Below are 11,921 nucleotides of genomic sequence, written 5' to 3'. Positions count from 1 at the left end.
GATTCGCCGCCCGGGGCGCGCGCGTCTGGATGGGCATCTTCGGGCGACGCGCGGCCTGTCCGCCGCCGCGGCGGCACGGCTGCCCGCCGGCAGGCGGGGCCGAACTGCGCGACCTGCCGTTCATCGCCTGGGGCGCCGTGCGCGGCGCAGGCAGGAGCCATGCACGCCGACGCAGGCGGTGTATGATCCGGGCCAGCCGATTCTCGAAACCCTCTGCAGGAACCTGTTCATGGAAGCCAACAGCCGTCCCCTGATGCGCATCTTCGAGCCCACCGTGTGCTACCAGATCCCGCTGTTCCAGCGCCCCTACGTCTGGCGGCGCGAGTGCAACTGGCAGCCGCTGTGGGACGACTTCGAGCGGTTGCTCGACCAAGCGCTGGCCGGCCAGCGCCTGCGTCCGCACTTCCTCGGCGCGGTGGTGATCGAGCAGCTGTTCGACGCCAGCGGCTGGGTGCAGCTGCGCCAGGTCATTGACGGCCAGCAGCGCTTCACCACCCTGCAACTGCTGCTGATCGCCCTGCGCGACCTGTGCGGGAGCCTCGGCAGCGCGCGCTACTTCGAGCGCTTCGACTCGCTGGTCTCCAACCGCGCCGCGCTGGTCGACCGGCCGGAGGAGATCTGCAAGCTGCTGCCGACCAACTTCGACCGCCGCGCCTACGCCCTGGTGCACCAGGCCGGCAGCCCCGCGGCGCTGCTGGCGCAGCTGCAGGAAACCGGCGAGGCCGTCGACCTGGAGCAGGGCATCGCCGGCGCCTACCTGTACTTCCACGCCCAGTTCGCCGACTGGCTGGCGCAGCCGGTCGAGGAGCGCCCCTACCTGGAGCTGGAGGACCGCCTCGAAGCGCTCTGGGCGGTGGTGCAGAAGGGCCTGCAGTTCGTGGTGATCGAACTCGGCGAGCACGACGAAGCCCAGGTGATCTTCGAGACCCTCAACGCCCGCGGCACCCAACTGCTGCCGGCCGACCTGATCAAGAACCTGCTGTTCCGCCGCGCCCAGGCCGAGGGCGACGACATCGACCTGCTCTACCGCACCTGCTGGGCCCAGTTCGACGGCGAGTTCTGGCGCGAGGAAATCCGCCAGGGCCGCGACAGCCGGCCGCGCATCGACATCTTCATCCGCCACTTCCTGACCCTGGCCATGCGCCGGGACGTCCGCTTCGTGCACCTGTTCGACGAGTACAAGCACTACGTGCAGTACACCGACGACTGGCGCTCGTGCCTGATCGGCGAAGCCACCAGCGCCCGCGAACACCTGGCGCTGCTCGCCGGCTACGCCGAGCACTTCCGCGAGTTCGCCAGCCCCGCGCCGGGCTCGCACCTGGCGCGCTTCCTCAAGCGCCTGGAGGCGCTCGACACCTCGACCATCCACCCGCTGCTCCTGCTGTGCAGCCAGCAACTGCGCCCGCAGCAGGAGGACGAGTTCGAGGCGATCCTCAATGTGCTCGAGTCGTTCCTGTTCCGCCGCATGATCTGCGGGCTGACCAGCAAGAACTACAACCGCCCGTTCCTCGACCTGATCCGCCATCTGGAGGACCGGGGCAGCATCAGCGCCCGCGCCGTCGAGCAGTTCCTGCTGGCCAGCGAAGGCGAGGGCGCACGCTTCCCCACCGACGCCGAACTCAAGCGGGCGATCCTCGACCACCCGCTGTACCAGTGGTGGCCGCAGTACCGCGTGCGCGCCGTGCTGGAAGCCCTCGACGCCGCGCTCGGCAACCAAGAAAGCGCGGCGGACGCCCAGCCGTCCGCACTGGCCATCGAACACATCCTGCCGCAGAAGTGGGATGAGCACTGGCCGCTGCCGAAAACCGTACAGAAGAACCCGCAAGGCAAACAGGCCTTCACCGAACAGCGCGACCGCCTCAAGCACACCCTGGGCAACTTGACGCTGCTCGCCGGCAGCCTGAATCCGACGCTGTCGCGCTCGCCGTGGGAGGTGAAGAAGGCCGAGCTGCTCAAGTACAGCCAGCCGGGCCTGAGCCGCGAGCTGCATGAAGTGGAGGACTGGGCGGAGCGGGAGATTCTGGCCAGGGGAGAGGTGCTGGCGGAGGTGGCCTGTGCGCTCTGGCCCTATCCGCCAGCGGTTCAGGCGGCGCCGTATCGCGAGGCGTAGATCGGCTCGCGGGATGGCCTGGGCCGTTACCAGGGGCATCGGTCCTGCGCGGTGCGTGCCGATGGCCGATGCGGCGATCCCCCCGCATCCCATTCCCGATCGGGAATGAATCGCCCGTGCAGGCGCCGGAATGCGCAGGATCTTCCCGATCAGGAATGCTGGCTTGCATTGGCGCGATTTTGATCGAATAATTTCCCGATCGGGAAAACAATCGAGCACGGCATGATTCCTATCGACTCCACACAAGCGCTCGGCGCAGCCCTGCGAGCCGCACGCAAGCAACTGGGCCTGACGCAAGCCGATCTGGCCCTGGCCGCCGGGGTGGGCGTGCGCTTCGTGGTCGATCTGGAGGCCGGCAAGCCCACGGTGCGGCTGGAGCAGGTGCTCCGCGTGATCGATGCCCTGGGCGGCCGGGTCCGACTGGACGGACTGGCGGGTTCTCCGACTCCAGCAGAGCCCACTCGTCATGGCGCATGAACTCGAAGTCTGGCTGTTCGCCGAGCAGGTCGGCACCTTGGCGCTGGTGGATGGTCGCCTGAGCTTTGCGTATCACCCCAGCTGGCTGGCGAACCCCGACGCGGTAGCGCTGTCGTGCTCCCTGCCGCTGCAGGCGGCCCCCTTCGATGACATTCGTACCCGGCCTTTCTTTGCCGGGCTGTTACCGGAAGGCCATCTGCGGCGCTTGATCGCCCAACGGTTCCAGGTATCGAGGCAGAACGATTTCGCCCTGCTGGATGCCATCGGCGGCGAGTGCGCCGGGGCCATCACGCTGCTGCCGAAGGATGCAGTCCCGCAGGTCGCCGGCGCGGGCGAGGTGTCGTGGCTGGACGATCAACGACTGTCCGCGATCCTCGACGAGCTGCCCCGTCGCCCGATGCTGGCCGGTCAGGACGGCCTGCGCCTGTCGCTCGCCGGCGCTCAGGACAAGCTGCCGGTGGTGTTCGACGGGCAGCGCATCGGCTTGCCTCTGGGAGGACAGTCCAGCACGCATATCCTCAAGCCGCCGATCCACGCCCTCGATAATACGGTGCTCAATGAAGGCTTCTGCCTCGCCCTGGCCCAGGCGATGAAGTTGCCAACTGCCGAAGCGCGGATTCATCAGGCTGGCGACCGCCGCTTCCTGCTGGTCGCACGCTATGACCGCCAGCGCGATGCACAAGGCAACCTGGTACGTCTGCATCAGGAGGATTTCTGCCAGGCGCTCGGCGTGGTGCCGGAAATGAAGTATCAGAACGAGGGCGGCCCCGACCTGAAAGCCTGCTTCGATCTGCTGCGGCGCGTCACTCGCCCCAGCGCCCCCCAGGTGCTGCGTCTGTTGGACTACGTGGTGTTCAACGCACTGGTCGGCAACCACGATGCGCATGCCAAGAACTTTTCGCTGCTGTTCGCCCCACCATCATCCAGAGCGGCACCGACCCTGGCTCCACTCTACGACGTGCTGTCGACCGCCATCTACCCGAGCCTCACCCCGAATATGGCGATGAAGCTGGGCAGCAAGTACAAGTTCAGCGAGGTCCAGCTCCGGCACTGGGAGCAATTCGCCGAAGCCGCCGGGCTGGCACGCGCACAGACCCGCAAGCGAATCCTTGGCATGGCGCAGGCGCTGCCCGGGGCTGCGCGCACCTTGCAGGCGACGCCCATGTTTGCGGGAGAGCCACTGATCGAACAGATTGCCACCCTGATCGAACAACGCGCGGCACTGACTACCCGACGCCTCACAGAAGAAGGCGATGATTCAGCCTGATGAGCGCGGGCCAGAAGTGGGACGAGCACTGGCCGGTCCGAAAACCGTGCAGAAAAGCCCGCAAGGCCGGCAGACCTTCATCGAACAGCGCGACCGCCTCAAGCACACCCTGGGCAACCTGACCCTGCTCGCCGGCAGCCTCAACCCGTCGCTGTCGCGCTCGCCTTGGGACGTGAAGAAGGCAGAGCTGCTCAGGTACAGCCAGCCGGGGCTGAGCCGTGAGCTGCATGAGTTGGAGGACTGGGCGGAGCGGGAGATTCTGGCCAGGGGGGAGGTGTTGGCGGAGGTGGCTTGTGGGGTTTGGCGGTATCCGGTGGACAAGGGAGGTGTAGTGTGAGCGCAGCTTGATGCGTTCTGATGATGCAAGTAAGCCGGCTATCGATTTTTGGTTTTCAGCAGACGACACCAGTTCATCCGCTTTTATAATTCAGTAGGGTGGGTAACTCGCGAAGCGATTACCCACCGTTTGCATCGGTAGACAAGGCTGCGCCGTTGTCTACCCTGCGCGCTATTTACGAGTCTTTCGCTTAGTGGCTAGCCCGAATTGAGATTTGTATTTTCGCTGCTCTGCAATCAGATAGTCTCGAAAAACAGGGTGGATTTCCCAGAGAGATTTCTGGATGTCGTTCCATCTCTGTTTGTCAACGAGCCCAGGCTCTTCGTGAGGATAAACAAAGCGGTATCCATCTGGCTGGTTTCTGTCTGAGACTCTCGGGTAGAAAAAACCTGCTTCGAATAGTAGGTTCCAGAGCTTAAATACATCATCATCTCTGTCGGGTCGGATGGCGATGCCGTTTATCTCAACGGAAAATCCCCCAAGCATGTTGGTTAGATGAGTTTTTACAGTCTCCGCATCGGCTAAGAATGCTCCATGCTTACAGTCTAGTTTGTGGAACATTCGTATAACTTCAAGCAGTTTTGGGCATTCGTCTGCATACTCGCCAGCGACCAAGCCTGCTCGCTCTTTAGAGTATTCTGGCATTACTGTTGAGAGTATGTTTTCATCTATTTTTTTTGGCTCTCCCTGTAGGGCAAGGCTGGCCATTTTTCCTACTAGCTGAACGGCATCGCGAGGGCGCTCTCGTGATCGGGATTTTATAATGTCTGGCCAAGAGCTCAGTGTTTCGCTATTGGGCATTCTCGGTCTAGATCCCTTAAAGAATAGAGAGTAGTCCGGCCGATCCGTGTGGCTTCCTGCTTTGCAGGCTGCCAAAATAAGCCGCTTTTCGATAATGCTCTGAACGTGATCTAGAGTTGGATTTAGTTTGTAAACCAAAGGCTGAAAATGGTCGATTTGATCGCGCTGGGCGCTACCCTCGTTTTCAAGTCTTCTCCAGATTTCATCTCGGAGGGATATAACGCATCTGACTTTTGGGTTGTTTTGGGTTAACTCTCGTGCAGCTAGTATGCAGGCCCAGATTCTGTTGAGGTGATTTGGTGTTCCAGGGTTTGCTACTTGATCCGTGTCGTCGATTAGCAAGTAGAATGCACTTCCGGATTTTTCAATATTTTTCTTTACGGCTCTTTCAAGCTTTCTGCATTTTTCAGGGCTGGTATTTTTTAATATTTTCGAGAAATCATAGCCGGTGAATGGTGATGAAAAAGAATTCAACAGGTTGGCAAATTTAGAGAAAAAGTCTGCGTCTTTTGTGCCGGCATCAAGTGCGTCTTGAAGTATTAATTTGTTGTCGCCGACTACGAGTCCGGTTAGTTGTGTGGCAACACCTCTAGATATTGATTTTAATAGGGTTTCATAAGCTATTCTGGTTAGCTCTCCCGACGAGGAGTTTTCACCCATGGAGGACAGGTCCATATGCATGGGCTTTATAAGTATTCCTGGAATATTGCTTTCCGAGAGGAATCTCATTGTAAAGTCAAGTATTGCACTTTTTCCAGAGCCCTTCTTTCCCACTAGAAGTCTAGGGCTTCCAATTGGAGGGGCAATGATATCGGCGTACTCATGGGTCTGAACAAAAGCTTCCTCGAGAATTAGCTTCTCTCCTTCGGCAGTACCAGTTGGGACGTAGTACTCCAGGGCATCCATCAGGTCTTCAATGCAAGGCGAGCTGTCTGGGTTTGCCATAAATCCTCCGTGTGAGCAAAGCTGATATTCAATGAGTTTTCAGTAAAAATAATGTTTAAATATATTTTGGTTTTGTGGTGTCACTGTCAGATTTGTTTGAAGTGAATTTAGTCTGATTTTAGGTGGGCAATATTGGAATAGATGAATCCTGGTTCTATTTGCCTAGGTTATGTGTCGAGATTAGCGCGAGGCTCAGATAAAAAACAACCGAGAGCAGCAGTTGTAACCCCCCGCCAGTAGCCATCTCCAAGCCTTGCGCCATCAGCGCTCACACCCGCCACCCCATTCCTTGCTCCAGATCAACAAAACCCCCACTACCCGCGCGGCTACTCCATTCGGATGATGTCGCCCCCCGGCCCCCGCCAAAGAATCCGTCCCGTGTCACACAGGGCGAGCCGCTGCGCAAACGCTGGCGGCCCGCGACTTCTTCCCGCACGACCATGGGTGAGTCGATGGAGCAAACAACAAGAATTTCCCCCGAGCAGTTGGTGGCCCGCGCCCGGGCGCTGGTGCCGCTGCTGGCTGAGCGTGCCGCGCAGGCCGAGGCCGAGCTGAAGGTGGCCGACGACGTGATTGCTGCGCTGCAGGAGGCGCAGCTGTTCCGCGTCATGCAGCCGAAACGCCACGGCGGCTTCGAGTTCGGGCCCAAGGTGTTCGCCGAGATCCAGCAGACGCTGGCCGAGGGCTGCATGTCCACCGCCTGGATGTACGGCGTGGTGGCGGTGCATCCGTGGCAACTGGCGCTGTTCCCCGAACAGGCGCAGCAGGAGGTGTGGGGCGAGGATGCCTCGACGCTGGTGGCCTCGACCTACATGCCGGTGGCCAGGGTCACGGAAGTGGAGGGCGGCTACCGCATCAGCGGGCGCTGGGGCTTCTCCACCGGCTGCGAGCACTGCGACTGGGTGTTCCTCGGCGGCAACATCACGCCCGGCGTCGGCAAGGGCAACAGCTACCGGACCTTCCTGGTGCCGAAGAGCGACTACCGCATCGAGCGCAACTGGGACGTGATCGGCCTGCGCGGCACCGGCAGCCACGACATCGTGGTCGAGGATGCCTTCGTGCCGCTGCACCGCACCCACGCCACCCAGCAGCACGACGACGCGGCCAACCCCGGTCGCGAGCTGAACACGGCGCCGCTGTATCGGGTGCCGTTCGCCCAGATGTTCATCCCGGCGGTGTCCAACGCCTGCCTCGGCGGCCTTGCGGCGGCCATCCAGCACTTCAAGGACTACGCCAAGCAGGGCATCAGCAAGAACGTCGGCATGCGCACGGTGGACGATCCCAACGCGCAGCTGGCCTACGCCCGCGCGGTGGTGGCCCACGAGCAGATGGTGGAGAACCGCAAGCGCCACTACGAGGTGCAGATGGCCTGGGCCGAGCGCGGCGAGGCGGCGCCGGTCAACGAGCGGCTGCGCCAGCGCTACCAGCTCGCCCAGGTGGCCAACGAGTGCGCCCACCACATCAACGAGCTGCTGCGCTGCTGCGGCGCTGCCGGCACCTACCGCAGCTATCCGCTGACGCGGATCTTCCTCGACGTGTTCACCGGCCGCGCGCACATCGCCAACAACGTCGACCTGTTCGGCCGCGCCTTCGGCTTCATCGCCCTCACCGACCAGACCACCACCGACAGCTTCCTCTGAGCCCAGGAGACCCGACCATGTCCATGAATCGCGCAAAGATCATCGCTGACCCGATCCCCGAGCGTTACGCCCGCGGCTGGCACTGCCTGGGCTCGGCGCAGAAGTACAAGGACGGCAAGCCGCATACGGTGAACGCCTTCGGCTACCGCCTGGTGGTGTTCCAGACCTCCGACGGCGCGCTGCAGGTGCTCGACGCCTGGTGCCCGCACATGGGCGGCGACCTCAGCCACGGCCGGCTGGAGAACGACAACGTGGTCTGCCCGTTCCACGGCTGGCAGTTCGACCGCGAAGGCAAGGCGGTGAGCATTCCCTACTGCAAGCGCGTGCCGCCGAAGGCGCGGGTGGGCCGCTGGGCCACCGCCGAGCTGAACGAGGCGCTGTTCATCTGGCACGACCCGGACGGCAACCCGCCGATCGAAGGCCAGGAGATTCCGCGTCTGGAGGAGCTGTATTCGCCGGAGTACAGCGAGATGCGCTGGGCCGAGTGGGTGATCAACGCCAACAGCCGCGAGCTGGTGGACAACATCGTCGACATGGGGCACTTCGACGAGACGCACCAGTCGCCGTCGCTGTTCTTCGCCAACCTGTTCGAGGACTACAAGGCCACCCAGGTGCAGATCTCCGGCTCGCGGATCATGAGCGCGGGCGAGGCGGTGATCACCTACGCCACCTACTACGGGCCGGGCGTGCTGCTGGTGTCGCTCAAGGGGCCGTACAAGGGCCACTACATGGAGACCATCTACATCGTCGGCAACACCGCCATCGACCACAACAGCTTCACCCTGCACTTCGGCGTGGCCACCAGGAACATCCCGGGGCTGAGCAAGGCGGAGAACCAGCAACTGATCGCCGAGTGGACCGAGCTGCAGCAGGTCGCCCTGGGCACCGACGTGGCCATCTGGGACAACAAGGTGCGCATCGGCAACCCGATGCTGTGCGAGAGCGACGGGCCGATCTACCACGCGCGCAAGTGGTACGACCAGTTCTTCCAGCCGATCAACGAGGCGTCCGAGGAGTCGACCCGCCGCTACGAGCACGAGATCGACATGGACTACGTCGGCGTGAAGCCGGAACTGCGCCACCTGAGGGGCTGATTGCGAGCAGTGCGCCGGGCGTGGCGACGCGCCCGGCGCCGCGACGAGGAGAATCCGATGATGGACATTCGTGGACTGGCCTACGTGGTGGCGTCGAGCCGCGACCTGGGCGCCTGGCGCCGACAGGCCGAGCAGGTGCTGGGCATGATGGTGGAGGAGGGGCCGCTGGGCGACCTCTATATCAAGATGGACGAGCGGCCGTTCCGGCTGTTCGTCTCGGGTGGGCCGGCCGACCGCTACGTGGCCAGCGGTTGGGAGCTGGCGGGCGAGGAAGCTTTCGAGCAGGCCTGCGTGGAATTGGAGCGCGCCGGGGTGCCGTTCGAGCGCGGCTGCGCCGAGCTGTGCGCGGTGCGCCGGGTCAACGGCCTGGCCAGCCTGCGCGACCCGTCCGGCAACCTGCACGAGCTGGTATGGGGCGTGCGCTCGGACTTTCGCCGCTTCGTCTCGCCGGCCGGTGTGCCGGGTTTCGTCACCGGCGAGCTGGGCATGGGCCACACCGTGCTGCCGGCGTCGAACTTCGATGAAACCTGGGCCTTCCTGCGCGATGTGATGGGCTTCGGCCTGTCCGACATCCACCGCTTCCAGCCGGCGCCGGACGCCCCGGCCATCCCCATCTACTTCCTGCACTGCAACAACGGCCGCCACCACAGCCTGGCGCTGTTCGGCGCGCCGGTGCCCAGCGGCTGCGTGCACCTGATGGTGGAGGTGGAGAACCTGGTGGAAGTCGGCCGCGCCCACGACCGCATGCAGCGCGCGGGCGTCAAGCTGATGGCCACCCTCGGCCAGCACGTCAACGACCGCATGACCTCCTTCTACATGGACACCCCCTCGGGCTTCGCCATCGAGTACGGCTTCGGCGGCCTGGTCCTCGACTGGACGCGGCACAGCGTTTACGAGGCCAGCGAGGTGAGCGTGTGGGGGCATGACTTCGGGGTGGGGTTCAACGCGCCGGCGGGGTGATGAGTGGGTCGGTCGCTCTCTCTGGCCGTCGTTGGAGCTCTGGCCCTGACATCTGGGTTGTCGTGATGTGTTCGACAGGTGGTTCTTGCTTTTCTGGTTTCTCTCAATGAGCATTGTCCCAGGTCCCGGGACCTGGGACATAGGCTCTGTGGTGGTCATGAAAAGTCAAGATATAGGGGTGCTGCTGAAACTGGTCTGCCTGCAGCGGCAGGAAATGGCTGCCCGTGCAGAAGTTTCGGACAAGGCCTGGCCCCACGACTGGCAGGACTGGAGTGAGGAGAACGCCCCGGAACATCCGGGCGAGGTGGATCTGGCTGCACTGCCGGTCGGAAGTCCGTCGCTCTACACGGCGCGCGCCCTGGAGCTGCAGACCGGCATCAGCAAGACGCAGATCAACCGCTCGCTGAAGCATTGCATGGACATCGGTCTGGCCAGGGAGGATCGCAAGCTGGGCGTGCCGCGTGCCAATACCAGGGTGCTGCTGGAGTTTATCGTTCATGGTCTGAAATATGTGTTCCCTGCGCGTGCCGGGGAGCTGACCAGGGGCATCGGCACTTCCTTCGCTGCTCCGGTGCTGGCGGGCAGGTTGCTGAGTGCCGGCGAGCACCTGCTGGTCTGGCCCGATGCCTACGGCAACACCAAGGGGCTGAAGGTCGAGCCGCTGTTCAAGACGGCGACCTATGCCGCCAAGCGGGATCCGGAGATGTACGCGCTGATGGCGCTGATCGATGCCATCCGCCTTGGCCAGCCGCGCGAGAGCAATCTGGCCACGAGCCTGCTCAAGGAGCGCCTAGAGATCCGATGACGACATTCAACACCCAGAGAGACATGCTCAAGCTGGTCGCCAAGGCTCTGGGACCGGATCTGTGTCGGCAGATGACTTTCGTCGGTGGGTGCACCACCGGCCTGCTGTTGACCGATGCCTTCACCCGCGAGCAGGTGCGCAGCACCGACGATGTCGACCTGATCGTGCATGTCATGAGCTACACAGGCTTCTCCTCTCTGCAGGAGCAACTGATCCGGCGTGGTTTCCGTCTGGATGTCGCGGAGATGGATGACGACTTTCCGATCTGCGCCATGCGCCTGGGCGATCTGCGCGTCGACTTCATGCCCGACGACGAGCAGGTGCTGGGTTTCAGCAACCGCTGGTACCGGGAGGCGATGGCGACCTCGACGGTCTATGCCTTGGACAAGGAGACCACCATCAATCTGGTCCACCCCGTCTACTTTGTCGCCACCAAGCTGGAGGCCTATAAAGGACGTGGTGGTGGCGATGCACTGTCCAGCCGGGATATCGAGGACATTCTCAACCTGGTCGACGGGAGGGAGGAGCTGCTGGAAGAGATCCGCGCTGCGGCTGCCGAGGTGCGCAGTTACATTGCTCGGGAACTGTCCAGTTTGCTCGCTGATGCCGATTTCGAGTACGCCGTCGCCAGTCAGGCCTATGGCTCCCGGGAGCGCGAGGCGCTGCTTTTCGCCCGCTTGGAAGCGCTGGCCGGGGAACACGGCTGATGCGCGTGGAGTGGACCAGCCAACAAGGATCTCAGACGCGCACCAACAACGATGCAGCAGCTGTGGGGCGCAAGGGAAACTGCCTGTTGGCCATGCTGGTCGACGGAGCCGAACGTGGCGAGGGGCAGGCGCTTGCGAGGCACTGGGCGATTAGCATCATCACCGATGCCTTGGCGGCGGACGAACCGCTTGAAGCATCCGCACTCGTTCGCTTGATGCAGGCGCGGCAGCGTGAGTTGCGTCAGCACTACCTGCACGAAATCGCCAGCTATTGCTGCGTGCGGCTCGATCTGAACAGCCGTCGGCTGGATGTCCTGCATGTCGGCGACTGCCTGGCCGGAGTCTGTCAGCCCGATGGGCAAATCGACTGGCTGACGATCCCGCACACCCTGAGCAGACAGCCCTTCTATCACTCGACCCCGCAGGCCAGTGATCCCGCGTCCAGACATCTGCTGACCCGCTCCTTGAATGCCCGACGTTTTTGCGCCCCGGAGCATCGGGTGACGATGCTAGCGACCGGTACCGAACTGCTGCTCTGTACCGACGGATACTGGTACGAGCATCGGCAGCAAGGAGTTGCGCTATCGCGAGTGCATGACGATGCCAGCGAGTTGCGCTTGAGCCCGGGGGCCATGCGTGTGATCCAAGCGCCTGACAGCGACAATTTGTTCATCATCGCGGACTGATCTGCCCCTCCCGCGCGCCGGGCGCGCAAAGGCCTCTCTGGCGCCTGCAATCGCCCGGATATCCCTCAAATGGGTGATGTGTCACCCACCCG

Annotated in this window: 11 protein-coding genes; 10 read left to right on the top strand and 1 reads right to left on the bottom strand. The window is 62.8% G+C overall.

Going from position 1 to position 11,921, the window contains the following annotated elements; translation table 11 throughout:
* Nucleotides 1–229 precede the first annotated feature (229 nt).
* The 4 genes from E5198_RS13060 to E5198_RS13045 all read left to right on the top strand — a co-directional run bounded on the left by E5198_RS13060 (nucleotide 230) and on the right by E5198_RS13045 (nucleotide 4,191).
* The gene (locus E5198_RS13060) at nucleotides 230–2,110 is read left to right on the top strand and encodes a DUF262 domain-containing protein (protein ID WP_136490434.1); all 1,881 of its coding nucleotides are present in this window, start codon (nucleotides 230–232) and stop codon (nucleotides 2,108–2,110) included.
* A gap of 222 nt (nucleotides 2,111–2,332) precedes the next feature.
* Entirely contained in the window at nucleotides 2,333–2,587 is a 255-nt protein-coding gene (locus tag E5198_RS13055; protein WP_136490433.1) for a helix-turn-helix transcriptional regulator, read from the top strand.
* Nucleotides 2,577–3,854 carry a type II toxin-antitoxin system HipA family toxin gene (locus E5198_RS13050; protein WP_136490432.1) on the top strand — a complete coding sequence of 426 codons (1,278 nt, stop codon included), beginning with the start codon at nucleotides 2,577–2,579 and terminating at the stop codon, nucleotides 3,852–3,854. The genes E5198_RS13055 and E5198_RS13050 overlap by 11 nt, the downstream gene beginning before the upstream one ends.
* Entirely contained in the window at nucleotides 3,841–4,191 is a 351-nt protein-coding gene (locus E5198_RS13045) for an HNH endonuclease family protein (RefSeq protein ID WP_136490431.1), read from the top strand. Before E5198_RS13050 ends, E5198_RS13045 begins: the two co-directional genes overlap by 14 nt.
* Before the next feature lie 171 nt (nucleotides 4,192–4,362).
* Here E5198_RS13045 and E5198_RS13040 read toward each other — a convergent pair whose 3' ends face one another.
* Nucleotides 4,363–5,937 carry a P-loop ATPase, Sll1717 family gene (locus E5198_RS13040; protein WP_136490430.1) on the bottom strand — a complete coding sequence of 525 codons (1,575 nt, stop codon included), beginning with the start codon at nucleotides 5,935–5,937 and terminating at the stop codon, nucleotides 4,363–4,365.
* Nucleotides 5,938–6,377: 440 nt separating this feature from the next.
* Here E5198_RS13040 and E5198_RS13035 point away from each other — a divergent pair, with 440 nt between their 5' ends.
* The 6 genes from E5198_RS13035 to E5198_RS13010 all read left to right on the top strand — a co-directional run bounded on the left by E5198_RS13035 (nucleotide 6,378) and on the right by E5198_RS13010 (nucleotide 11,829).
* On the top strand, nucleotides 6,378–7,577 hold the full coding sequence (locus E5198_RS13035; protein WP_256659099.1) for an acyl-CoA dehydrogenase family protein: 1,200 nt from the start codon (nucleotides 6,378–6,380) through the stop codon (nucleotides 7,575–7,577).
* Between the two features lie 17 nt (nucleotides 7,578–7,594).
* A complete protein-coding gene (locus E5198_RS13030) occupies nucleotides 7,595–8,671 on the top strand; it encodes a Rieske 2Fe-2S domain-containing protein (RefSeq protein WP_136490429.1) in 1,077 nt (358 codons plus the stop codon).
* Nucleotides 8,672–8,728: 57 nt separating this feature from the next.
* Nucleotides 8,729–9,631 carry a VOC family protein gene (locus tag E5198_RS13025; RefSeq protein WP_136490428.1) on the top strand — a complete coding sequence of 301 codons (903 nt, stop codon included), beginning with the start codon at nucleotides 8,729–8,731 and terminating at the stop codon, nucleotides 9,629–9,631.
* 157 nt (nucleotides 9,632–9,788) lie between these two features.
* Nucleotides 9,789–10,436: a hypothetical protein gene (locus tag E5198_RS13020; RefSeq protein ID WP_136490427.1), complete on the top strand. Its 648-nt coding sequence runs from the start codon at nucleotides 9,789–9,791 to the stop codon at nucleotides 10,434–10,436.
* A gap of 23 nt (nucleotides 10,437–10,459) precedes the next feature.
* On the top strand, nucleotides 10,460–11,143 hold the full coding sequence (locus tag E5198_RS13015; protein ID WP_236574712.1) for a hypothetical protein: 684 nt from the start codon (nucleotides 10,460–10,462) through the stop codon (nucleotides 11,141–11,143).
* Nucleotides 11,143–11,829, top strand: coding sequence for a protein phosphatase 2C domain-containing protein (locus E5198_RS13010; protein ID WP_136490425.1), 687 nt, complete (start codon nucleotides 11,143–11,145; stop codon nucleotides 11,827–11,829). Before E5198_RS13015 ends, E5198_RS13010 begins: the two co-directional genes overlap by 1 nt.
* Nucleotides 11,830–11,921 lie beyond the last annotated feature (92 nt).

The organism is Pseudomonas sp. A-1 (assembly GCF_004801855.1).
Lineage (GTDB): Bacteria > Pseudomonadota > Gammaproteobacteria > Pseudomonadales > Pseudomonadaceae > Geopseudomonas.
The sequence above is the reverse complement of the archived record's forward strand: the minus strand, read 5'-3'. Positions and strand labels throughout refer to the sequence as shown.